Here is a 24,330-nt window from a genome sequence, read left to right on the forward strand (position 1 = left end):
CACGCACCTGTATCGATTCCGTATGACATGCATATCCTGATTGCCGAGGACGACAGTATTCTGGCAGACGGCCTGTCCCGCTCGTTGCGTTACGACGGGTATGCCGTCGATGTCGTGCATGATGGCTCCAGCGCGGATTCCGCCCTGAAGGCGCAGGCCTTCGATCTGCTGATCCTGGACCTCGACCTGCCGCAGATGCATGGCCTGTCGGTGCTGCGCGAACTACGGCGGCGCAATACGCTGATTCCTGTGCTCATTCTAACGGCCGCCGACGCGGTGGAGCAACGTGTCATGGGGCTGGATCTGGGGGCAGACGACTATATGGCCAAGCCTTTCGAGCTGTCCGAGCTCGAGGCCCGGGTTCGCGCACTGGCCCGGCGCGGTGCGGGGGTTGCCTCCACGGTTCTCACCCATAAAAAACTGACGTTCGACCTTAACGGGCGCATGGCCTGTATCGATGGACAACCGCTCGAGCTGTCCGCAAGGGAAACCAGCCTGCTGGAAATTTTTCTGTCGCGCTGCGGCCGCATGGTCAGCAAGAATCAATGCGTCGATCTGCTGTGCGAATGGGGCGAGGAAGTCACACCCAACGCCATCGAAGTCTACATACACCGGCTGCGCAAGAAAATAGAGCCAAGCGGCGCACGCATCGTCACGGTGCGCGGCCTGGGCTACTGCCTGGAACCCGAGAATCGCAGCGACGCCATTCCCGCCTGAACGGACGGCCTCGCATGCTGATCGATCCCGACATACTGGAGCAGACCACCGACCAGGCAAGCACGCGGCCGGGCTGGTTCAGGCGCATCCGGCGTCGCAAGCCCCATGGCTCGCTGCTGAACAAAATCATCATCTGGATGTTCGGCCCTTTGTTCCTGCTCTGGACCATCGGGCTGGTCATCACGTACTTCATTGCCCAGAACATCGCCAATGCCCCCTACGACCGGGCGCTCACCGATCACCTGCGCATGCTGCGCCACGAGGTGGAACAGCAGTCCATTCTGAACGGCCTTCAGCTCTCCGCCTCCGCCATCACCATCATGCAGGGTGACCAGACCCATTTCATACACTGGGAAATCCGCGACGCCAATGGTAATTCACTGGGCGGGAATGGCAATATTCCTCTTCCAGACAATTGGACGTACGAACACAACCAGATACGCCTGCGCAATGAAACACTCGACGGACGCAGCATACGCGTGGCCTATGTATGGGGTGGCCGCGACGCCACAGGCATGCCGTTCCTGACGGTGGTCGCCCAATCGAATGAAATGCGCGCCACCCTGCAGCAGGAGATCCTGACTGGCATGCTGACTCCTCAACTGATTGTGCTGCCCCTGGCGGCGCTGCTGGCCGGACTCGGGCTGACACAGGGCCTGGAACCGCTCAATCTCCTCCAGGAACGCATGCGGCGCCGGCGCGCGAATGACACCTCTCCCATCAAGGCCGATCTTGCGCCAGCCGAGATCGTGCCCCTGGTCGCAGCCATGAACAGTCTGCTGGCTCGGCTGGCTGCGGCCAACCAGGCTCAACGCCGCTTCGTGGCCAATGCCGCGCATCAGCTCAAGACGCCATTGGCTGGCATGCGCACCCAGGCCGAGCTGGCATTGCGCGAGCGCAACCCGGAGAAAATGGACGCCAGCCTGAAGCAACTGGTCCGCGGCTCGGAGCGTGCCACCCGCCTGGTCAACCAGATGCTGGCATTGGCTCGAGCCGAAAGTGCGGACACGCCTGGGCATCGTCCCATGCAGGATGTGGACCTGAACAGCCTGGTTGAAAATCAGACTTCGGCCTGGGTTGACGCGGCAATCAAGAAACGCATCGACCTGGGCGTCGAACGCGCCCCGCGGCCCGCATTGATCGATGGCGATCCCCTGATGTTGGCGGAAATGTTGAATAACCTGATCGAAAATGCCATTCTGTACAGTCCCCGCGGCAGCGCGATCACTGTCCGGGTAGGCGGCGACGCACTCTCTGCCTATCTGGAAGTGCAGGACTCTGGGCCTGGCATTCCGGCTCATGAACAGGAGAAGGTATTCGACCGCTTCTATCGCATTCTGGGCAGCGATATCGATGGCAGCGGCCTCGGCCTGTCCATCGTGAAGGAGATTGCGGATCTGCACAAGGCAGGCATTGCGTTCATGACACCCACCGGCAAGCGGGGCACGTCGGGGACGTGCATACGTATCAGCTTCAATTGCATAGACGGGGCAAGACGCCGGCTGACATAGCGGGGCAAAGGCGGCGCGGCTCACGAAAAAAGCGGGCGGCCGGCGTCCCCAGCAAGGGAAACACAAGAAAGGGCATGGAGACACAAGAGCACGTGCGCATCATTTCGGTGCCAGGCGATCCGCACGACATGCAGCCCATCGGCGGCACAAGCAGGCCCATGACGCATGAAGAGCGGCGCGTCATTTTCGCGTCATCGCTGGGCACTGTCTTCGAATGGTATGACTTTTACCTGTACGGCTCGCTGGCCGCCGTGGTGGCGGCTCACTTTTTCTCCGGCGTCAATCCGACCGCGGGCTTTATCTTCTCGCTGCTTGCCTTTGCGGCCGGCTTTGCCGTCAGGCCATTCGGCGCCCTGGTCTTCGGCCGCCTGGGCGATCTGGTGGGGCGTAAATACACCTTTCTGATCACCATCCTCATCATGGGACTCTCCACCTTTCTGGTGGGCGTGTTGCCGTCCTATGCATCGATAGGCATGGCTGCACCGGTCATACTGGTGGTCCTGCGCCTGCTGCAAGGCCTGGCACTTGGCGGTGAATATGGCGGCGCCGCCACATATGTCGCAGAGCACGCACCGGCGCACCGGCGCGGATTCTACACTGGGTGGATACAGACCACGGCCAGCATGGGCCTGTTTCTGTCGCTGTTGGTCGTGCTGGGCATCCGCGCTTCGCTGGGCGAGGAAGCCTTCCTGGCCTGGGGATGGCGCATTCCCTTTCTTATCTCCGTCGTGCTGCTGGGCATTTCTGTGTGGATACGCATGCGATTGAATGAATCGCCGGTATACCGCAAGATGAAAGAAGACGGGCGGGGATCGAAAGCCCCCATCAAGGACTCCTTCGGACGCTGGAGCAATCTGAAAATCGTGCTGCTTGCGCTGTTCGGCCTCACAGCAGGACAGGCGGTAGTGTGGTACACGGGCCAGTTCTATGCATTGTTCTTTCTGACCAAGACGCTGTTTATCGAGGCCAACACCGCCAATGTCATGCTCGGGCTCGCACTGCTGCTGGGCACGCCCTGCTTTGTGCTGTTCGGCGCGCTGTCGGACCGCATAGGCCGCAAGCCCATCATCATGACCGGCTGCCTCCTTGCGGCATTACTGTATTTTCCGATATTCAAGGCCATCACCCACTACGCCAATCCCGCACTGGAGCAGGCTCTGGCCACGGCGCCCGTGACCATCGTGGCCGACCCCGCAGCCTGCTCATTTCAGTTCAACCCAGTCGGCACGGCGTCATTTCGCAGTTCGTGCGACATCCTCAAGGCGTTTATGGCGAGCAACTCGGTCAACTACACCAATGTCGCCTCACCGCCTGGCACCATAGCCAGCGCGCGGATCGGCACGGACGTCTTTCCGTCTTTCGAAGGCCTGGGCATGGCCAAGGCGGAATTCGCCGCCCGATCGGCGGAATTGTCGCGCGCGCTCACCGAGGCCATACGCAGCCATGGCTACCCCGCCCGGGCCGACCCTTCGCGCATCAATTACATTGCCGTTGTCCTGCTGCTGACCGTACTGGTGGTGCTGGTCACCATGGTGTATGGGCCTATCGCCGCCATGCTGGTCGAGATGTTTCCCACCCGTATTCGCTACACCTCCATGAGTCTGCCCTACCATATCGGCAATGGATGGTTTGGAGGCTTTCTTCCAACCGGCGCGTTTGCCATCGTTGCCGCGACCGGCAACATCTACCTTGGTCTTTGGTATCCCATTTCCATTGCGATCGCCACCTTTATCATCGGCGTGCTGTTTGTGCGCGAGACCCGTGGGAACGATATAAACGCCTGATGGCGCGCCGTTTCAGGCGAACGTCAGCGGACCCTGTTTAGAATGCAAAGCATAGAAGGGGATGCTTTCCGGCAACCGACGTCTGATCCCCCGGTCGGATCCGGCTCAGCCCTTTTTATCACCGATGTTGCGCCCCCCGCGAGCCTTTTAGCGCAACATTGTGTGCTCCTCTGATGGCCCGGTGCTTCGACATTCCGGGCCATTTTTTTGTCCACCGACCGACGCCCAGATGGACAAATGCGCGCAGCAGGCCAGACATCGGCAAAAATGCGCTTACAATCATTGCTCTCATTTCGCCAGCAACCACTATCCAATAGACGGCGTGCTGGCATGCCAATCCCAAATCTGCATATGTGGTTCAAGAATCTTCGTTTATATCGCCTGGCCCCCTCCTGGAAATGCACCACCGAGACGCTGGAAACAGCCTTGGCTCGACAGGCCTTTCAGCCAGGGGGCAGCCGTGACATGCAAAGCCTGGGCTGGGTGGCGCCGCGCGAGGACAGCGGTCTTGCATACACCCTCGACGGCCAGTTTCTCATTGCGCTGCGGGCGGAGAAAAAACTGCTGCCCACCACAGTCATCAATCAGTTTGCCCGCGCCAAGGCACAGGAGCTTGAAGAGCAGCAAGGCTTCAAACCCGGACGGCGCCAAATGAAGGAAATCAAGGAACAAGTCACCGACGACTTGCTGCCAAAGGCATTCAGTATTTATCGGGACACACGGGTATGGCTTGATACGCGGCGTCATTGGCTGGTTATCGATGCAGCGGCTGCGGCCAAGAGCGACGAAGTGCTCGGAATGCTCGCCAAGTCCCTTGAGTCGCTACCCGTATCGCCGTTGCATGTTGCGCAATCGCCTGCGGCGGCCATGACCAACTGGCTGATCGGCGATGAAGCGCCTTCTGGTTTCACCATCGACCAGGACACCGAATTGCGTTCGACCAGCGATAGCGGAGCGGCGGTGCGCTATGTCCGCCAGAGTGTGGAGCTCGACGATGTGCGCCGCCATGTGCAGTCGGGAAAACAGTGCACACGCCTGGCCTTGACATGGGCGGACCGCGTCTCATTTGTGCTGACCGAAAATCTGGACATCAAGCGCGTGGCGCCGCTCGACGTATTGAAGGAAAACCCGGACAACGCCGGTCGTAATGAAGCGGAGCAGTTCGATGCCGATTTCACGCTGATGACGGGAGAACTTGGCAATATGATCGAGGCCCTGGTCGAAGCGCTGGGCGGAGAACACCAGGGCGGCTGAAGCCCGGCCCGCTTCTCCGCACCCCAAGACCCGTCGCTCCAGCCCGTTTCAAGGCACTTGCCTGGTGCCGAAATCCTGATCAATCAAGCCCGTGAAATACGCTGTCGTCGGGACCCACATGCGATGGCGGACTCCAGGTCACGTCACGCAATGAATGCTGCACAAGGCCTTCCACGCCCAGCAGCACGGCAAAAATGGCCATGCGTACCGGTATGCCATTGTCGGTCTGACGAAAGATCGCCAGGCGCGGATCATGGTTCAGATCCACACTGAGGTCGTTGGCGCCCTCGCGGCTGTCGCGGGGCAAAGGATGCATGACGATGACATCCGGCCCGCAGCACGCGTCGACAATGGCCTTGTTGACCTGGAAGTCTGGGCTATAGCCTTCGAGCTCCTCGGCGGAAAAGCGCTCTTTCTGCACGCGCGTTGCATAGATGACATCCGCCCCCGGTAATCCCTCCTGCAAAGAATGCGTTTGCTCGATGACATGCCCTCGCGTACTGGCCTGGTCCAGGATATACGGAGGCATTTCCAGCCCATGCGGAGAAATCAGCGTGAACTTGAGCCCGCGGTACAGCGACAATAATTTGATCAGGGAGTGCACAGTACGCCCGTATTTCAGGTCGCCCACGAGGGCAATGTGCGCCCCGTCCAACAGCTTACCCAGACGTGAAAACTCGGTGAGGATGGTGTAAAGGTCAAGCAGCGCCTGGCTGGGATGCTCGCCGGGTCCATCGCCGCCGTTCACAACAGGAATATTTGTCGCACGCGCAAACTCCGCCACTGAACCTTTTTCAGGATGGCGTATCACCATTGCATCGACATAGCCGCTCATGACACGACTGGTATCGTAAATGGACTCCCCCTTGGCCATGGACGAAAAGGTAAATCCGGTGGTATCACACACCGAGCCACCCAGGCGGCAGAATGCCGAGCCGAAACTGACGCGCGTTCTTGTGCTGGCTTCAAAGAACAAATTGCCCAGGACGGCTCCCTCCAGCACACGCGACACTTTCTGGCGACGAGCAATAGGCTGCATCTGATCCGCAACGCGAAATAAATCCTCGACTGACTCACGCGTGAACTGGTCTACCGACAGCAATTGATGCTTGCCTTCCGCCGCAATGCGATTTCGCAGTGGCCCCGACTGCGCCCGCTGCGCGTACTTCTGCAGCAATGCATCGTTTTCCACGATTTCAGTCACAAAACGACCAACCACCTCGGGCATGCTGCGGTATTCCTGGGAGCCCTCCGGCAACAACCAGGTGTCGAGCGCGCGCCGTTTGACGCCGATGCGGCCGGCGAAAACATCGCGAGTGAGGTTGAGGCGACGCATGGCATCGCGAAGAAACACCTGCTGGGAAACAGTCATGATTTGGTCCTGTAGGAAATTCCGCCAAACATATATGCGCAATGCGTATATTTTATTGCGGCAAACAACAGGAGACGAGTATTTTTCCTGCTACAAGCAAGAAAACAACACCAACCCTACAGCGCTTCAAGCAAAGCCTGGAAGAACCAACAGCCGATGCAAAAGGCAAGAAGACTGAAAGCGTAGGCCAACAAGGTACAGAAGAGCGGAATCCAATGCGTGCGACGGGCACGACCATTGATGGCCTGATATAGCAGACTGCCCTGCACGGGATATGACCACAGCAGGCCCAGCACCGCCAAAGCAAGACCCGCCAGGAAAACCGCCATGGGAAAACGCAGCCAGACCGCAGCCAAGTCCACGGCGATGACACCTGTGCCGCAGGCAAAGACAGTTGCCAGGCCCAAGCCATTGGCCCATGCCAGAAATTTGAAGCACAACGTCAGTGTGGACGCCAGCGCGCGTATGGCGCTTTCGCGATGTTCAGGTATGGAGTTCATGACAATATGCGTACATGCGCGATGGCCTGGAGAATAATACTGTGCATTTTTACCATGCCATTGCGATATCCTGCGATGCGTCCCCAGCATGCCATGAAAACGGCGCCCTTCGGGGCGCCGCCATAAACCCACAAAAAACACGGACAATTACTGCGCGCTTGTGCCTGCGCCAGTCGTCCCCGTGCCAGTGGCCGGCGCACCGCCCGTGCTGCCCGCAGGCGCCGTACCTGCGTCACCCGAACCGTCCTGGGGCACGCCAGCGATCGCGCGCGCGGCGGCTGTTGCGTTGGCCTCCGTGCCTACGGCGAAAATGAGATGATCAGAACTGACCGGCTTGGTGTAACTGGGAGCGGCCAGCATCGTGCGCCCAACGACCAATGCAAGGCGTTTGTTAGGGTTTTGTGTGGTGGCGTCGGTGATCTTGCTCTGCCCCGCCGCATTCAACTGCAATGCAAGCAAGCCCTCGCCTTCTTTATTTGAACCTGCCTGGACGCCCGTGAGATCCGCACGCGTAATGACTGGCCGTGGGTTGACATACAGCTTGCCCGCGTTGATGTCTACAGGCGTCCAACCCGTCTGCACCGCGGTATCGGCAATGAATACCGCTACCGGCGCCCCTTGGCGCGCCTGCTCCTGAGGCGCCGGGGTCGTGGGCGCCGTCTGCTGCGCCTGCGAGGTGGTGGTATCGCCCGCCGGCGCCTGCGTGGTCTGCTTTGTGGGCGCAGTCTGGCATGCGGCAAGAACCACCAGGCTCAATGGAGCGACAAAACGACCCAACATGCGAACAGTCTTCATGAATACTTCCCCTCTGCAACGGAATGGCTTGTAAAGTTTAACAGCAAGATCAAGTGATTTACGTCAATATCTGTCAATTCATCAACACACGTAAATATGTTGAACACATAAACGCACTGGTTGCTCGCTACGGCTCACGCGATCGAGCCTTATCAGTCTCACTAGCAGGATTCGTGCCGGCCCTGGCTTGGCGCGGCATGGCGGCGCGCACCTCGATGTGCGCCGTGTCCGCCAAGCGACCTTCGGCATCAAACAGATCAAGGCGATGGCGGCCGGGCCGCGGAGGCCAGGGTACTGCGCTCCCTTCTCCCACCGGCCGCCCATCCACCCGCCAGCGTGCATTCCCTGTTTTTCCGCCTGCAATGTTTGAAGCCTGTAACCACAAGCGTTGATTTTTCCAGGGAATATCTGGGTCCATTGCCAGTATCGCGCCGTCGGCGGGCCGCACGATGTGCATGCGTTCGCCGCCTGGCAGGCTGAAGGATTGCGCCAGTCTCACATGGCCGACCTCGGTATCGTCCAGAAACACATCCAGACGGGCTGGCTCAATGCCATCCTGAAAAGTGACCATCTGCCTGTGCACTGATGCCGGCGCCTGAGGCTGGTTACTAGGAAGGCCGCGATGCAGATAGCTCATGACGTCGTGCCATATGGGGCCGGCGCCCGAAACACCGGACACGTCGTGCATGCTGGCCCCGCCACTGTTTCCTACCCATACGCCCACGGTATAGCGCTCCGACCAGCCCAGGCACCAGTTGTCGCGCATGTCTTTACTGGTGCCCGTCTTGACGGCGGTCCAGAATGGCGTGGAAAGCGCGCTGTCCAAGCCGAATGTACGCGCGCGCGCCTGGCGGTCGGACAGGATGTCCCCCACTATCCACGTCGCGCCCGGCGCCATGATCCGTGTTGTGCTCTTGCCGGTGAGCGCCGCCTCTTGGGCGGCTAAGGTGAACCGGGGCGCGGAATAGAGGCCGAGATTGGCAAGCGCGCGGTACGCATTGGTCAGCGAAAGCAGCGTGATATCGGCGCTACCCAATGCCAGGCTGTAGCCATAATAATCGCCGCTGCGGTCCAGGGGCAGGCCCAACGCCACCAGGCTGCGGGCAAAAGCGTCGGGCGTCACCATGATGAGTACGCGCACTGCCGGTATGTTCAGCGACGAGGCCAGGGCCGTGCGGACGCTGACCCATCCGGCGAATTGCGCATCATAGTTCTGCGGTATGTAGAGCCCATTGCCGGTGTCAAGGTTGAGCGGGCTGTCGTGTAGCAGCGACACAGCGGTCAGGCGCTTCTGCGCAAGGGCCTGTTCATACAGGAAAGGCTTGAGGGCGGAGCCAGCTTGGCGCAATGCCCGCGCATGGTCCACTAGCGGCGCATCCGACAAGCTGCCCGAAGAACCCACGTAAGCCAGAATCTCGCCTGTCCGGTTGTCCTGCACCACCACGGCTGCGTCACGCACATTCGCCATGCCCAGGGCGCGCAGGCGGCGGCTCACAGCGTTCACGGCAAAACGCTGCAGCGCACCGTCAAGCGTCGTGCGCACGGCCTGTCCCGCATGCAGCTGCACCGGCGAACGCAGCAAGGCAAGCCGCGCGTAATGCGAAGCCAGACCAAGGTTGTCCACCCAAGGCGAGGCGCCATGCTGCAGGGCCATATACACGAAATCGGACAGCCCCTTGCATTCGCTGGGCACGCCCATCTCGCGCAACAAGGCGCAGGTGCGTTCGACCAGGGTAGCTTCGGGCGCATTCGGTCCGCGCAGGAAGACAGCGGACAGAGCGGATTCACGCGCATTCAGGCCACTGGCCTGCTTCTGAAACATCACGCGGGCCAACGCATCGATACCAATCAACTCGCCATGAAACGGCGCCAGATTCAGGTAGGCCTCAAGTATCTGGGACTTGCTCCATTGCGCCTCCAATGCCACAGCTTCCAGTGCCTGGTCCGCCTTCTGAACCAGACTGCGCCCGTCAGGACCGCGACGGAAATGGGGGTCGATCAGGCCAAGCAACTGCATCGAAAGCGTGGACGCACCACGATGCCCGCCATGCACCAGGTTATCCCAAGCCGCCGAGGCGATGGCACGCATGTCTACGCCGCCATGCTGATAAAAACGCCTGTCCTCGGAAAGGATAACGGCCCGCTGCATGGCAATGGAGATATCGTTCAAGTCCAGCCAGTTGCCCCGCCGGCTCTGAAAATCGGCGCGAACACGATCCAGCAGCATGCCTGACCGATCCAGCACCTGGATGTCCGATGCCGCATAAGCGGCGCGCACCGTCTCATAGGTCGGCAAAGCCTCTGCTGCCACAGGAATCAGCAGGCTGCATGCAAGGATCAGGCGGCACGCCCGCCGCCCCAGGCCCCGCCAGCTTTCACGTGCCGCGGCTGTCATTGCGCGGCTTGCCCCGCATCCTGGACGGATAGGTCGCCATCCTGCGGCAGCACCGCATACAAGTCGGGTTGATACAACGCTTCGATGCGGGTGGGCGGCAAGGCGAACTGTCCGGCGGTATTAAGCCTGACGGTGTACTCGATATGAGAGATTCCCTTGGGCAGGTAGTCGAAATAGGCACGATAAGCTTCGAAGCTGCGCTCGACAAAGCTGGGTCCGTACCAGCCGTCGAAGGACTGTTCGCCCATGGTTGCAATACTGGAGTCCCGGCCCAGCCCGCTGCCCAACACCGTGGCGCCGGCTGGTATCGGGTCGCTCAGCACCACCCAGTTCATCGGCGCTTCTGATCTGATTTCAAGGCGTACGCGGTAGACGTCTCCACGCGTCCATTTGCCCGGCACGGCCTGGCTGACAGGCGTGATTTCGCGCTCAAGCCCATAGCCCGCGGAAATGGGCTTAATGACGGGCACGGCCGCAAGCGATTGAATGCTCGCCCACGCCGTACCGTCACCCTGCTGTTTCAGCGTCAGCATGCTTTCGGGCTCCTTGCCCCAGGGGAGCATTGTGTCGAGACTGCGCACACCGCCCCGCTCGGGCGCCTTGACCCAATCCATGTCCCTGCCAGACCCCGATCCCAGCATAAGCCGGACGCTGCCCGTCACGTCTTCCTTTTCGAAGACATGGGCAAATTTCTTCAGGGCCAGCGAGCCAAGCAGATTGGCCGTGGTTGTGCGCCAGGCGCCCTTGTCCTGTGTGGAAAGCAAGCCCAGCGCCAGCTTGGGCATATCGTCGGACCACGCAGAATCATCCATGCCAACCAACATGAGCTTGGCGAGATTGGATTGTGGTCCTGACATCATCCACCACGAGTTGTTGCGCACATCATCGGCAAACCACAGCGCCGTGCCGCTGGCGGCCATGCGGGCGCGCAGCACATGCCCAGCTTGCGCCAGTTTCTCCTGCGCATCCGCAATCGATGGGGTGCGGCGCAGGATCGCCATCCAGTCTATGACCGCCGAGGTTGGCCATCGGTCGGGGTCGATCTGTATGCTGTCCAGCAAGCGTGGCGAGATGGGCTCATATCGCGACAAGGCCTCCAGCGCAGCCAGCTTGCGCATATACAGATCACGCACAGGCGACCAGCGGTGGCGCTGCAACTTGCCTTGCACGAACGCCAGTAACCCGTTCTGCATGCGCCGCAGGTAATCCGACGGTATGCTGAAATCCAGGCCCAGCTTGGTCGCCTCGTCGCTGGCCATCAGCATATATGCCGTGAGCACTTCGCTGCCATAGCGCGCACCGGGAAAATAGGATGCCAGCCCATCCTCGTCCAGGTAATCGGGCAGGCGGCGCATGATCTCCGCCCAAGTATCCGTTTGCAGGAGACCCATTGCCTTCGAGCTTTGCTGCTCCAGGCAAGTATAAGGATAGGCCTCGAACCACGCCTGTACCGCGGGCAGGCTGCCAGCAAGGGATGACTGCACATGGATGCGCAGCCCACCTCTCGCATTCCCATGACCATCGGTGATCGCCCCTTCGGGAACAGCGACAGGCAGCTCGACAGCCGGCTTGTCGCCATTGATGGCGAGTAATGTTGCCTGCCGCGTTTGCACGGGCACCGCGGGCTGAAGCGTCTGTATAAAGCGCAGGCTGTCCGATGCAGGCCGTACTGATCGACCGGAATTGTTCTCTTGCGCTGCAGACTGCCCCGTGCGCTGCTCCACCGCCGCCAGCGTCCAGGACAAGCGCGTGCCCGCCGCCCGCCCAGTGGCGTGGGGTGCACTGACATCCCAGGACACGGTCTGCGACGAGCCGGCTGCCACGTCCAGATTCCGCGAAGCCAGCGCTGCGCCTTTGACGCCCTCGCCCGCATACTTCGCCGTAACCTGCAAATGCATATCGCGCTCGGTTGTGTTGCGCAGCGTCAGCATGGCCTTATATTGATCGCCTTCACGCACCAGTGCCGGCAGCCCTGGAATGACTTGCAGATCCTGAGTGCTCACCACATCCATGGAGCCGGTGCCGAATTGATCTACGCCATAATCCGCCACCGCCACCATTCTGAAGCGCGTCAGCGCGTCATTAAGAGGCACGATGAGTTCCGCTTCGCCGTTTTCGTCCAAATCCAGCGATGGCTCCCAAATCAGTAGCGTATCGAGCAGCTCGCGGGTGGCGCTCAGCCCCCCGCCGCCGCCTGCCGGCAGCGCCTTGCGGCCATAATGGCGTCTGCCTACAACCTGCATCTGCGCCGTGGCTGTGCGTACGCCATAGCTGCGTTCGCCGCGCATGGCAGACAAGAGATCCCAGGTGCGGTTGGGTGCCAATTCCAGCAGTGCTTCGTCGACCGCGGCAAACGCAACCGTGCCATTGGCAGCGGGCTTGCCATCCGGCAGCGTCACCTTGATCTTGACATGCACCTTGTCGCGAATCTGATAGCGGTCTTGATCCGCACTCACCTTGACTGTGAGCCTGTCATGATCATCGGTCACGCGGATCTCCGTTACCCCGAAACGAAAAGCCGGCTTGGAGAGGTCCACGAACGGCGTGGGCGCAACAAAAGCATCGTTGTCCGCCGTGAATGCCTTGTACCACTGCATCGGTGCGCGCCAGCCCCAGGTGAAAAAGCTTTGCCAGGGAACATCCCGTATGCGTCCTCGAAGCGCCAGCACCGACACATAGACATTCGGCCCCCATTCCTGTTTCACGGGCAGCCTCACATTCGGCGACTTTCCATCCAACTGAACCACATGGGTTTCCAGCACCCCTTCGCGCTCCACAGCTACCAGGGCCGTCGCATGCCGAAACGGCATGCGAACCTGGAACTCCGCGGTTTCACCTGGCTTCCAGGCCTTGCGCGCCGGAATGATATCGATACGATCATCATTGTCGCCGCCAAACCACAGCTCATCGGCCCCACTCACCCAGACCCGCGACGCGGCACGGGAGATCCGCCCCTGTTCATCCCGAACCCGCGCGACAAGCTCAATGGAGCCCGCCTGATCAAGTTTGATATTGCATTCCAGGATGCCGTTTTGTGCAGTGCTACCCTCGCATACCGTACCCAGGTCGTGGGTTTCTATATGGTTATCGTAGCTGTAGAAGCCTCCCACCATGCGCTTGCGCACCGAGTATGTCGTCGTCTGGCGCGCGCTCACTGTCAGGGCAAGCCCCGCGCTGGGTTCGCCATCGGGGCGCAGCGCCACCGCTTTCACGGCAAGCGTCTCGCCGGAACGCACCCAGCCGGCTGTCTTGATGCCAGCCTGCACAGCTGCGGGCCAAACGGATACAGTATGCGCGAGCGTCTGGAGCTCGCCGTTGGGGTCAAAAAAGCTCGCCTCAAACAGCAGATCCCTGGGCTCCGTAATGGGCGGCAATTCGTCCAGACGCACATGTCCTGCCCCCTGGGCGTCCAGCGTGACCGGCCGCTTATCTAGAAACAACACCCTGTCCTGCCCAGACGCGCGCCCTCCTTCCGCATTTTCGTCCTGACGATCATCAGCAGGCGGACTGAAGGAGTAATCGTCGTAGTCTTCTGGCGCGCGCCACGACGGCGTCTGCATGACGCCGGACAGGCTGACCGGCAATTTCGCGGCGGGGCCGCCCGACACATAGTGAACCTGCACATTGGCATTCAGCCTGTCGGGCGCGACGATCACCCCCGCGTGCGCAGCCTGTGCACCATTGACCTGGATGTTGCCGGCCAGCAGCGGCAGCTTGAACTCTTCGACACGGAACTCGCTGCTGCCATACCATCTTCCCTCTTCGTCGGTCAGGCGTACGTAGTAGCCGCCCAGATGCGCCGACTCGGGAATAGCAAAGCTGCTGGTGGACGACATGCCGCCCGTCGCAGTGGGAATCCAGCTGACAGGCTGCTCATAGCGCTGGCCCGATCCCTGATGTTCGATGATAAGCCGGTCGGGCAAAGGATTCGCTTCATCTGGCGCGGCGAGGCCATGCCGTGTTTCCACGCGGATATAATGCTTCATTGAGACCGTCTCGCCAGCGCGCAGCAGTGTGCGGTCATACACCGTATGCACCGCAAGTGTCGGATCTTCCTGGAAATCGGTGGGAACATTGAATCGCCAGGACTCTATTCCATCGTCCCAGCTGGACAAGGCGAAGGCAAAATCCGCCTTTCCACGCGCAAGGGGATGATCAGCGCCTATCCGTGCCGACACATATATGCCCGACAGCTGCGTGTCCGAGCAGTAGGTATCATCGCCAGCCAGATTCTGTTCGACATGCCAGATGCCATGCTTATCCGTGCGTCCCTGCGCAAGCAGGGTGCCATGGCAGTCGAGGACGGTAATCTGCGCGTCTGCCACCACCTTGCCCTCATCCAGCGTGGTCACCCAGGCCAGTGTATCGTCCCGCCCGCTCTTGATATGAACGGCCAGATTGGTGACCAGGGCCGTGGTGCGCACATACATGCTGGATTCACGTCCAAGTAGCGATGCACCCAGCTGGGGGGATTCGATTTCCAGCACATGAAACCCTGGTTGGGGCAGAGGCACACCTATTACCTCGAAAGGGCGCACCTTGTCGTCAGCAGCGCCAGGCAACTGGAGCTTGCGCGCGCCCGACTCATCGGCAAGTGCCGAATAGCCGCGCACGTCGATGTCCTTTTCCGTTCTGGAGCCGCTGCGCATCTTGCGGTCGTGCATGATGTCCGAAATCTGTCCTGGCGTCAGGTAACGGCTCTCCAGGCGATTGATGCGTGCGTACCAGCGCAGCACGTCCCGATCATCCTTGGGCCTATAGTCGCTGACCTTGCCAGCGGACGCCACCATATCGCGCGTGAGCAAGTCCGCCTCGACGCTGCGCACAGTCAGCGGGATGGCCGGCGGCGCATCGTCCTCGCTTTGCCCGGGATCGACATTGGCAAAACGCTCGATCACGCCAAAAGGCGAGGCTGAAAATTTCACCAGAGGCGGAAATGCCGCTGTATTGATCTGCAGCGGAAACTGATCTGCATTGGCGAGAAGCCGGCCTGCATCATCCTTGAGGCCGTCCGGCAGTGTCAGCGTAAGCGTGGACGATGGCGGGAATGGGCCCTCAAAAGACACACGCGTCATCGTTTCATGCCGGCCGTCCTCGTCCAGCACGGGCTTTATGTCTCCCGAAGATGTTTTAAGACGCATGCGCGCCGCATCGTCAAAGGCAATGGGCGCTGAAAAGAGAACGTCGATTGTCGAGACTGGCGTGCAGGGCATGCTGGCATTCTCACGCAGGCAGGTCATACTCGCCGAAAATATAGGGCGCACCTGATAGTCGATCCCGACCGTCTTGGTGCTGGCGATGGATGGTCTGTCTGGGTGGGCCGGCGTGGCCACGCCCGCGTCCACCACCAGCCGCACTTGGGCATCGGCAGGCAAGGTGCGCTTGCACTGCACCAACTGCAGCGCCGGGTTGTCACGCGAGTCGTCGTCCCAATAGTAGATCGCCTTGATCAGCTCCCTGCGCGTTTCACCTGTGACGAGACGCACGGGCACGGCTTCGCCCAGCCCTTCCACCAGACAATGAGTATGCGCTTCCAATGTATTTGGATCGACATCACCATTGAATGTCAACGCAAAAATCTGGTCCTCGGCAATTCGTCCACCGTAGGGCCGCCGTTCCCGCAGAACGGGCCCGCCCGTCTGGAAACTGAAGTTCGTGGCGCCGTCAATCGCCTGCGTCAGGCTGCTGCGAAATGTCGGATCCAGGCTGGCTGTACACTTCACGCCCGGCCCAGGCGTCTGCTCAAACGCGTAAACCCATGATCGTGCGTCGAGCCAACGGCCATGGCCCTTGAGCTTGGCGTCGTTGCACTGTACTTGCATGGGCGGCGCGGACTGGCCGTCGCCGAACGCGATCACATCCTGATCGAATTTCACGGCGACCTGATTCACCAGCGCCACCGTTCCCTGCGGCGAAAACTGCACAATACGGGCTGCCATGGCAGACGTGGCGCAAACGAGGCAGGAAAACAGAGCTAACAGCAAACGACGCACAAATGCCTCCGGGCACGGAATTTTTGCAAACCATACCACTGCGCAGACGCATCGTCACGCGCACAGGCGCCGTCCGGCGCACAATGGAAGTCCGCTAGGCAATCGAGGCCGGATTATGCGATAATTGCGGGCTATCGCATGGCACCTCATTTTCGATGTCCTGTGATTCGCCCCTCTAGCTCATGCTTGGTTAGAGCAGCGGACTCATAATCCGTTGGTGCCGTGTTCGACTCACGGGGGGGGCACCAGTATTACCCAATAGAATCAGTATCTTAAGGCCGCAGCTTACGCGGCTTTTTTCTTTTCCCCTTCTCTTGTGTCAGTATTGTGACACTCTCGGAGTGGTGAGCGGCTCTTTGCGCGAAAGGATCGCTACCCACAGGCTCTACCCCATTATCGGGTGTTTCGTGCCCAACCGGCGAACGGCAACGCTGAAAGTTAAATCATTGGGATCATGCGGACGATGCGTCAGCGAGAACTTGCTCCTTGGTCTCCTGCATGGGTGCTTCCAAGTGTCTAAGATCAATATCTTTCTCAATCACCTTGGGGAACAGCTCGTCCTCTTCTTCCGTAATATGATGATTGGTGTACTCACCCAACACCGTGAAATGTGCCTCATACAAGTCGTCGGCAGGTTTCATGGCTTGCAACTGGGAAATTAGATCCTTCGCGCTCGCATGTTCGACCTTCGCCTCGTTCAATAGGCTGCCAAACGCTTTGGGATCCGCGTCGCGTAAAAGCGGATAGAAATGCTGCTCTTCAATTTCTGTGTGGGCCGTCAAGGCCATACAGGCCTGTTTGACTATTTCCTCTCTTGCGGCGCTATCCTTGGCGGATTTGAACTCCTTAAACAGCTTTTGGGCTTCTCTGTGATCATCAATAAGCATGCCCAGTACGCTTCTTTGAGCTGCAGGCACGTGCGATTTGTTCATGGCCATTTTCCTTCTCCTGAAATGTAGGTCGCGCCGGAGGTGGCGACACACGTATTAGCAAACCTCATACCCGCATCAAGCATCGGCATATAAATTGCTTGGCAACGGGAGGCTCTGACAATTAGTTGGGAGAACTGAGCATGCATGAACACTTTCGCAAATTCGCCGAGAATACATCTAAAGCGGCAGGTTCCCCTTGGGGGTTCTGTATGGCGGTTGCACTCGTACTCCTGTGGGCGATAACTGGACCAATATTTGGCTATTCGGACACATGGCAATTGATTATTAATACCGGCACTACGATCGTCACGTTCATGATGGTGTTTCTGATTCAGAACACGCAGAATCGGGATTCCCTGACGCTTCAGTTAAAACTGGATGAACTGCTTTGCGCAATGAAAGGCGCACGCTCTGGGATGGTCGATCTGGAGCAACTAAGCGAGGAAGAACTAGCAACATTGCGCGAACAATTTAGGGAACTGGCCCACGCCCAGAGCAAACCGAATGGCTCGGCGCCCACCCATAATGAGACGGTTCCAGCGCGTGCGCCAATAGAGGGCTCGCCGGCGGAATAATCCTTCCTTTCTTACCCGCGGTTGCTTAGAGCCGGCAGAGTACGAGCGCCCTACGTTTCGGGCTCGCCGCCAGATCCTAGATCAGCTCCCGTCGTAGGATCAAGCGTGGGATCCGACGCCGTACGCAATGCCATTTGCTCGACAACGCTAGCTTGCTTCTGCGGCAGTTTTACCTCGGCCGTGCCGTCCCCTCCGTCCGCCGGCATCGTTTTTTCCTCGCCGGCAATGTATTCGAAATTTTTATCACTATTCCATGAGCCTCTCGCATCGCCCTCACCTTCGGACATATTGAAGTACTGATCTGCATGTTCGGGCATGACAGGCAGAATACAGTTAATACTGCCTGCTGCGTCGAATTTCTATGATGATGCTTCGGTCCTGATATAACCGGTTACAACAGTAGAGTACTTAGTTTGGTAATCTAAATTCCCAACGCAGAGATGGAGGTAGTTATGAACGCCGAAAAATTTGCGAATAAATTGGACGCCTCGGTCAAAGAGAAAGTCTTGGCTTACGATGAGCGGGAAAATAGCTGTGTCTTCCATGTGCGAGGCAAAGCATCGCTCACCATTGATCGGCATGATATCGAGGATTCGCCTTTATCGGCTATGGAAGATGTACGAGAGTATGTGGGGCCATAATGCCCCAGGCGCGCATTTTGCTGCTTAGTGCATGCGTTGAATTGAGTCTTATCTGCTGCATGCCAGGGGAGTTTTTTCTCTTTATCTGAAGCCCAGTTACACGACTGCGATACACCAGGAGGCGCTGCATGGCCAAGGATATCTATAGCCTGTTGTCGGATGAACTGAACAACAAGACGAGTGCCGACATCCCCATCAAGAAACTGCAGGAATTCGCTGGCGACGATTGGCTGTTAGTAGTCACTGAGCAGGCTCAACGCTTAAATGCCATAGCCGAACCGAGTCCGGGAGACAAACGATTAGCAAGAATCAGGCGGAGCAAGCAGCCAAAATAGGCATCCATCTCCAAGATATGGATACTGAAATAGTGTTGTAGCTCGCGCGTGACTTAGATGCCACGAGAGCTTTTAGAACGCCTCAAGGGAAGCCGCGCAACGACAATTTGCAGTCAATAGGAAACCAGGGCGCGCAACGAATACGGCGCGATAAAGGCAAAGTAGCAACTCAATAGACTTACGGTAATTGTTAACCGGACACCCGCTCTTTCATTTCCTTGGCCATTTCCAGGTGGTGCTCGAGTATTGGAAGAGTCTTCTTCACATATGACTTAAGGGCAGCATCGGTTAATTGGCTCTGGGCATTCTTAAATAAACTCACGGCTTCCTCATGTGCCGCAACACCAATGTCCTGCGCATACGCGCGGTCGAACTCCACTCCCTGCAACGTGCTCATAGCTTTTAATTTTGCCTTCTGAGCCATGGACGGCTCCGCAGGCGGTGTGTACCCCTTCTTGCTTGAAATTGCGGCCAATTTATCGTTGGCAAGCGTGTGATCCTTGAGCATTTGTTTGGCAAATGACTGGACCTGATTATTCTTGGTCTTCTCCATTGCTACTTTGCTCGCTTCAACTTCCGTATAACCCGATTGTGCTGCCTTGTTAATGAAATCCTGTTCCTGTTGAGTAAACGTTTGGCTTTGAGAGTGCGCTCCGCCCTGTTGCATCTGAGGCGCAGGCGAAGCCGCCTTCGGTTGACCAAGCGCGATGCTTGATATCAGCATCGCGCTGCAGCCCAAAATGACAATCTCTGAGCTACGCACATGTAAAAAAAATAGCTTCATCTATCTTGCTCCTGAAGTTTGGCTCGACAAAAGCCGGTTGCACACCTTTTTTCTCAGCAATTTGCGCGCCGCAACTCATTAAAGGCGTGATTTTTTTTGGTGTCTTTGCATTTGATCAGCGCAACTCGAGGACATGGGCTGAGAATATGGGCAAGCAGATCGAACACGGGCGGATCTGCCTGATAGGCCTTCGCTGGTAAGGGCGGGATCACGACTTCCTGTTCCAAGAGAATAGGAGCGCTACCGGTAAAGCTTATCAATCCTCTCACATGACGACGATGCGTTCTGTGGCATCTATTGCTTTCAATTAATTATTAGGAGATTCGCGCCTTGTAGCGTAGGCAATAAACATGCACACATATAAGGCCCCAAAACCAACGGGCCCCGGTCCGAATACACAGGCCGAAAAAGTCCCGCAGAAAGCAAGAGGAGACAATCGGTAAAAAAGGGCCTGCATCCTGAGATACAGGCCCAAATCCACCGCGAGGTGGAGGAGACAACCAATTGCCGTCCCTAGCGATCTATCGCATCTCGCATTGCACATCCTGCTGCAGCCCGCACGATTGCACGCCGAGTCGCTTCGTAGGGATCGTCAGTGACCGACTCCCTCGCTTCAAATAAGTCGCAAATTGCGCTTACATAAGCCAAGCCTATCGAAATACGCATATCCAGCTTTACGGCCAGTCTGAATGCGTCGCTGTCATCGATAAGCGGGTTCCAGGAATCTTGTTCCGCGCCTGCAGCGTACAGAGCCGATCTACCGAAATGCGGGCTTGAGGGTTCTGCGATGTCATTGGACCAGGCTAGATGCTCAATCATTCCTGCTGCTGCGGCAGCTAGGCCCAGCAATTCCTGTTCCATCATGTCCGAAAGAATAAGCTCCTGAGAATCCGACATTAGCTTCTATATCGCCGCCGACCCGATGTGAATTTGCCAGCAAATTCTAGACCGCAGTGAGTGCCGCGCCAAAAAGTAAACCACCGCCCACGGGTTTATCTATATATTGTTTTATACGTTGAGCGTGGTTTATGGTGGTAGCCGCGATACTGATTTTGGAACTTTCACAACACGAACGGCCATTCGCGTCGGCGGGCTTTTTATCGCTACCTGCCATGCCTGGCGCGGACAAAGATCACGCGCGCCAACTTACCGCGCAACCAAGTGCGCCACGCATTCCACCAACCCGGTTCCATACCTGCTGCGGCGATCAACAGGATAAGAAATAGCGCGCCGCCGGCCAGTGTTGCGAAGGCCACCACAAAGACTGAAATCAGCATCTTGTCCATATCAGCCCCCTATCAGCGTTACAGTACGAACACCTGCACCGCGTTGCCGTGCCGTTTTATCCGAACACGCGGAAAATCTATGGCCGTGATAGCTGCATTAACCTTGGAAAACGACACAGCGCAAACTGTGCCGAAGGAAAAATGGGTCTGCCCCGGGGGTGAACGTAGGGGCCGCAAACCGTGCAAGAATTCAAACTTGCCTCCTCGAATGCGAAACAGCGCCCAGAGCTTCGGCAAAACATATTATTACTACGATGCCGGCGGACCCCTCGTCGAGAGATACCGCTGGGCAGACCCTCCCCTTTATCAACGGCATGTGCGCTCCACCTTGCGACGCCATGGCTGGCCACCATCGACCAGGGCGCTACCATGACCGCCTGCACTACAGGTCTTGTGCTTCTCCAGCAGCATTCAGCGCTTCGGGCAGATCGGGCAATTGCACCCATTCCTTGGTTGCCGGCGCATCGCTTTCGACCAACGAAAGACGGATTTTCCAGACGGTTCCATCATTGGCCAACGCCAATGCCATTGGAATCTGGTTCGGAGTCGCCACTGTCGCAGCGATTTGCGTGATTTTTCGCGCTGCCTTGCGTGCCATTTGAATCCTCCCTTCAAGTGCTGAAAAGCAAAAGTATGCCCCATGCACCTGCCGTCGGACTACCGCAAGTTGCTTCCTATAATCACTTATTACAGTCAAACATATTTGGCCCGACAGCTGCCGCAATCGGTTCAATAGCTGGCGGCTCAAGCGCAGCTTGAAATGACACGGGCGCGCCAGCTTAAGGTCTGTCGGCCGTTCGCATGTGAGCAGTTTTGTAGGCAGCCAGTCTCTTGCCGGATGCGATAACGACAAGAGCCCCCACGGCTTCGGCCAGCAGCTTGGCCAGTGCAGTAGGTTCGCCAAGCCGCTCGACAAAATATACGTCGGTTATCAGCATGCCGCCCGCGATCCATCCGAGCAACCCCGCGCCGGCTGTCACGACGATGGGAAAACGGTCTATCAGCTTCAGAACCAGCGTGCTGCCCCAGATGATGATGGGAACGCTGACCAGCAGCCCAAAAATCACGTAATAGATCTGATGATCGACGTGGGCATTCTGGGCCGCACCGGCAATGGCAATGATATTGTCCAGGCTCATTGCGAAGTCAGCAATAATAATGGTCCTGACTGCGGCCCACATCGAGCTTGCGCCATCGATATCGGCATGCCCTTCCTGCTCCGGCAACAACAGCTTGATGCCGATCCACACCAGGAGAACGCAGCCCAGCACCTTGATGAGCGGGATGTCGAGCAGCACCAGGGCAAAGGCAATGAGCACCACGCGCAGGAGAATAGCCCCCGTCGTACCCCACAAGATGCCCTGCATGCGCTTGGAATGCGGCAAGTTCCTACAGGCCAGCGCAATGACTACGGCATTGTCTCCCCCAAGCAGGATATCAATCAAGATAATCTGGAAAACGGTATCCCAGCGGAACGCAGTGATTAGTTCGAACACTTTTTTCTTGTCTGCACATGTTAGGTATCAGAAGAGATGCTCTGGGCATCTCGGCCGCGGCCATACCCAGGCGATTCTAGGCGTTTTTCTGACAAACACCTGAATACATACGCTCGGAGTGGGGTTACTGGCATGCAGCCGTCATGTCGTTCGCGCCGAGCAAACCGGATTGGCCTCATCACACAGGAGATAATAAGAAAGGCCCGACGTGCTTACCATCCTTGACAGTCGATGCTTGCTCCTCTCCCTATAATTCCGCACACCCTATGGTGAGATGGAGCATCAAATGAGCTTGTCAAAACGTTGCATTGCAGAACTGTTTGGAACTTTCTGGCTCGTGCTGGGAGGGTGTGGCAGTGCTGTGCTCGCCGCAGCAGTGCCCGAATTGGGCATAGGTTATGCCGGCGTTGCGCTGGCCTTCGGGTTGACACTACTTACCATGTGCTACGCCATTGGCCACATTTCAGGCTGCCACATCAACCCAGCCGTCACGGTAGGTCTGGTCGCGGGCGGGCGGTTTCCCGCAAGAGAGCTGGTGCCCTATGTGATTGCACAGGTTGCTGGCGCCATCGTCGCCGCTGCAGTGCTTTACCTGATTGCCAGCGGAAAGGCCAACTTCGATGCCACAGCCAGCGGTTTTGCCTCGAACGGTTACGGAGAACATTCTCCTGGCGGCTATGCGCTTTCTTCAGTACTGCTTTGCGAGATCGTACTTACAGCCTTCTTCATTTTTATTATCATGGGTGCAACAGACAGAAGGGCGCCCGACGGGTTGGGCGGCATTGCGATCGGTCTGGCGCTTACCTTGATTCATTTAATTTCGATTCCCGTAAGCAATACCTCGGTGAATCCAGCGCGCTCCACCGGCGTTGCACTATTTCAGGGAGATTGGGCCATCCATCAGCTATGGCTGTTTTGGCTTGCCCCCGTAATTGGTGGGCTGATCGGCGGTCTTGTCTATCGCACTGTGCTGGAATCCCGGCAAAACAGCTGACCGCTGCAGCATTTCCGCCTAAGCATCTAAGAATCGGGAAGGCGCGGATATGGCCTTCCCCTTGCTTCGTATAATGGGCGCTGCCCTTGTACGCTTTCTTGTCGCCACCCCGGCAACTGTCATTCATGACGCAAACCAGGAAATCCATCACTGAACGCTTTCTTCATGCCTTTGTTTTCGAGGCATTGGCCATAGGCATCACGGCCCCCGCCGCGGCATGGATCATGGATAAATCCTTTATGCGCATGGGTGTGCTGACCATTGCCATCGCATGGATCGCCCTGCTTTGGAACATGATCTACAACGCTGCATTCGACCGACTGGAGAATCATCGCGGATGGCAGCGCACGCTATGGTTGCGCGTCATGCATGCCTGTGGTTTCGAGGGTGGATTGATACTGATCGCCATTCCGCTCGCGGCCTGGTGGCTGGACATAGGATTGTGGCAGGCCTTTGTGCTTGACATTGGGTTAGTGCTTTTTTACCTACCGTACACGTTCCTCTTCAATCTGGCCTATGACCATCTGCGCGCCCGCTGCTGGGGCGCGCCGCGCAATAGTACTCAATGACGCAGTTATCCCCATGAATTGTGCATAACATTGGGGATATTCACTTGAAACCTTGCGCAAGCCCACGCAGGCAGGGGCTGCGAGGTACAGTGATCAATGGAAGGCCATTTGCGCGCAGGTGCTCAGACTTTGCCCTTGGCGGCGAGCCAACTGCGCAATGCTGCGTTCATGCGGGTTTGCCAGCCCGGCCCTTCAGCCCTGAAGGCGGCAATGATGTCGGCGTCGTAACGCACCGTGAGCAGTACTTTGCGCTGACGCTGCTGCCTTGCTAATCGCAAGGCAGGGCAACATGCGTCTGGAACAGCGTTGGATTTGTCATGCACATGAATACTCGCGGATTAATACCAGGCGGCGGTCGCCGCAAATACCGCATCATGCTATATCCGGCCATAACGCC

Annotated in this window: 22 protein-coding genes and 1 tRNA gene; 10 read left to right on the forward strand and 13 right to left on the reverse strand. The window is 58.1% G+C overall.

The window, feature by feature from the left end; translation table 11 throughout:
• Positions 1-27 precede the first annotated feature (27 nt).
• From ERD78_RS08640 to ERD78_RS08655, 4 genes are all read left to right on the forward strand, one after another.
• Positions 28-717: a response regulator transcription factor gene (locus tag ERD78_RS08640; protein ID WP_129968860.1), complete on the forward strand. Its 690-nt coding sequence runs from the start codon at positions 28-30 to the stop codon at positions 715-717.
• 14 nt (positions 718-731) lie between these two features.
• On the forward strand, positions 732-2,228 hold the full coding sequence (locus ERD78_RS08645) for a sensor histidine kinase (protein ID WP_129968861.1): 1,497 nt from the start codon (positions 732-734) through the stop codon (positions 2,226-2,228).
• Between the two features lie 158 nt (positions 2,229-2,386).
• The gene (locus tag ERD78_RS08650) at positions 2,387-4,012 is read left to right on the forward strand and encodes an MFS transporter (RefSeq protein WP_167668896.1); all 1,626 of its coding nucleotides are present in this window, start codon (positions 2,387-2,389) and stop codon (positions 4,010-4,012) included.
• A gap of 351 nt (positions 4,013-4,363) precedes the next feature.
• A complete protein-coding gene (locus ERD78_RS08655) occupies positions 4,364-5,266 on the forward strand; it encodes a recombination-associated protein RdgC (protein ID WP_129969111.1) in 903 nt (300 codons plus the stop codon).
• A 79-nt stretch (positions 5,267-5,345) separates the two neighbouring features.
• Here the strand turns inward: ERD78_RS08655 and ERD78_RS08660 are convergent, their stop codons facing one another.
• From ERD78_RS08660 to ERD78_RS08680, 5 genes are all read right to left on the reverse strand, one after another.
• A complete protein-coding gene (locus tag ERD78_RS08660; RefSeq protein WP_129968862.1) occupies positions 5,346-6,638 on the reverse strand; it encodes an aspartate carbamoyltransferase in 1,293 nt (430 codons plus the stop codon).
• A 116-nt stretch (positions 6,639-6,754) separates the two neighbouring features.
• Positions 6,755-7,138 (reverse strand): hypothetical protein, encoded by a 384-nt coding sequence (locus ERD78_RS08665; RefSeq protein WP_129968863.1) that lies wholly within the window; start codon positions 7,136-7,138, stop codon positions 6,755-6,757.
• A 147-nt stretch (positions 7,139-7,285) separates the two neighbouring features.
• Entirely contained in the window at positions 7,286-7,933 is a 648-nt protein-coding gene (locus tag ERD78_RS08670; RefSeq protein WP_180029199.1) for a SecDF P1 head subdomain-containing protein, read from the reverse strand.
• A gap of 127 nt (positions 7,934-8,060) precedes the next feature.
• Positions 8,061-10,328, reverse strand: coding sequence for a penicillin-binding protein 1C (gene pbpC, locus ERD78_RS08675; RefSeq protein WP_129968864.1), 2,268 nt, complete (start codon positions 10,326-10,328; stop codon positions 8,061-8,063).
• Entirely contained in the window at positions 10,325-16,267 is a 5,943-nt protein-coding gene (locus ERD78_RS08680) for an alpha-2-macroglobulin family protein (RefSeq protein ID WP_129968865.1), read from the reverse strand. Before ERD78_RS08680 ends, pbpC begins: the two co-directional genes overlap by 4 nt.
• 223 nt (positions 16,268-16,490) lie before the next feature.
• Between ERD78_RS08680 and ERD78_RS08685 the strand changes: the two genes are divergently transcribed.
• Positions 16,491-16,569 (forward strand) — tRNA-Ile (locus tag ERD78_RS08685).
• Between the two features lie 204 nt (positions 16,570-16,773).
• On the opposite strand, the gene ERD78_RS08690 is transcribed toward ERD78_RS08685, so the two are convergent.
• Positions 16,774-17,253, reverse strand: a complete 480-nt coding sequence (locus ERD78_RS08690; protein ID WP_129968866.1) for a hemerythrin domain-containing protein — start codon at positions 17,251-17,253, stop codon at positions 16,774-16,776.
• A gap of 140 nt (positions 17,254-17,393) precedes the next feature.
• On the opposite strand from ERD78_RS08690, the gene ERD78_RS08695 reads away from it, so the two are divergent.
• Positions 17,394-17,828 (forward strand): low affinity iron permease family protein, encoded by a 435-nt coding sequence (locus tag ERD78_RS08695; RefSeq protein WP_129968867.1) that lies wholly within the window; start codon positions 17,394-17,396, stop codon positions 17,826-17,828.
• A gap of 50 nt (positions 17,829-17,878) precedes the next feature.
• On the opposite strand, the gene ERD78_RS08700 is transcribed toward ERD78_RS08695, so the two are convergent.
• A complete protein-coding gene (locus ERD78_RS08700) occupies positions 17,879-18,145 on the reverse strand; it encodes a manganese catalase family protein (RefSeq protein ID WP_129968868.1) in 267 nt (88 codons plus the stop codon).
• Positions 18,146-18,280: 135 nt separating this feature from the next.
• Here ERD78_RS08700 and ERD78_RS08705 point away from each other — a divergent pair, with 135 nt between their 5' ends.
• Positions 18,281-18,469, forward strand: coding sequence for a hypothetical protein (locus ERD78_RS08705; protein WP_129968869.1), 189 nt, complete (start codon positions 18,281-18,283; stop codon positions 18,467-18,469).
• A gap of 128 nt (positions 18,470-18,597) precedes the next feature.
• Entirely contained in the window at positions 18,598-18,804 is a 207-nt protein-coding gene (locus ERD78_RS08710) for a hypothetical protein (protein WP_129968870.1), read from the forward strand.
• 190 nt (positions 18,805-18,994) lie between these two features.
• On the opposite strand, the gene ERD78_RS08715 is transcribed toward ERD78_RS08710, so the two are convergent.
• The 5 genes from ERD78_RS08715 to ERD78_RS08730 all read right to left on the reverse strand — a co-directional run bounded on the left by ERD78_RS08715 (position 18,995) and on the right by ERD78_RS08730 (position 22,370).
• Positions 18,995-19,588, reverse strand: coding sequence for a DUF4142 domain-containing protein (locus ERD78_RS08715; RefSeq protein ID WP_129968871.1), 594 nt, complete (start codon positions 19,586-19,588; stop codon positions 18,995-18,997).
• Positions 19,589-20,101: 513 nt separating this feature from the next.
• On the reverse strand, positions 20,102-20,452 hold the full coding sequence (locus tag ERD78_RS08720) for a hypothetical protein (RefSeq protein ID WP_129968872.1): 351 nt from the start codon (positions 20,450-20,452) through the stop codon (positions 20,102-20,104).
• 239 nt (positions 20,453-20,691) lie between these two features.
• Positions 20,692-20,874, reverse strand: coding sequence for a hypothetical protein (locus ERD78_RS08725; protein WP_129968873.1), 183 nt, complete (start codon positions 20,872-20,874; stop codon positions 20,692-20,694).
• Positions 20,875-21,256: 382 nt separating this feature from the next.
• On the reverse strand, positions 21,257-21,472 hold the full coding sequence (locus ERD78_RS19770; protein ID WP_167668887.1) for a thioredoxin domain-containing protein: 216 nt from the start codon (positions 21,470-21,472) through the stop codon (positions 21,257-21,259).
• A gap of 181 nt (positions 21,473-21,653) precedes the next feature.
• Entirely contained in the window at positions 21,654-22,370 is a 717-nt protein-coding gene (locus tag ERD78_RS08730) for a TerC family protein (RefSeq protein WP_129968874.1), read from the reverse strand.
• Between the two features lie 286 nt (positions 22,371-22,656).
• Between ERD78_RS08730 and aqpZ the strand changes: the two genes are divergently transcribed.
• Positions 22,657-23,364, forward strand: coding sequence for an aquaporin Z (gene aqpZ, locus ERD78_RS08735; RefSeq protein ID WP_129968875.1), 708 nt, complete (start codon positions 22,657-22,659; stop codon positions 23,362-23,364).
• A gap of 125 nt (positions 23,365-23,489) precedes the next feature.
• Positions 23,490-23,933, forward strand: coding sequence for a multidrug/biocide efflux PACE transporter (locus ERD78_RS08740; RefSeq protein WP_129968876.1), 444 nt, complete (start codon positions 23,490-23,492; stop codon positions 23,931-23,933).
• Between the two features lie 122 nt (positions 23,934-24,055).
• Here the strand turns inward: ERD78_RS08740 and ERD78_RS20020 are convergent, their stop codons facing one another.
• Positions 24,056-24,211: a BrnA antitoxin family protein gene (locus tag ERD78_RS20020; RefSeq protein ID WP_218940804.1), complete on the reverse strand. Its 156-nt coding sequence runs from the start codon at positions 24,209-24,211 to the stop codon at positions 24,056-24,058.
• Between the last annotated feature and the right edge of the window lie 119 nt (positions 24,212-24,330).

This window comes from Allopusillimonas soli (assembly GCF_004153445.1).
Classification (GTDB): domain Bacteria; phylum Pseudomonadota; class Gammaproteobacteria; order Burkholderiales; family Burkholderiaceae_B; genus Allopusillimonas; species Allopusillimonas soli.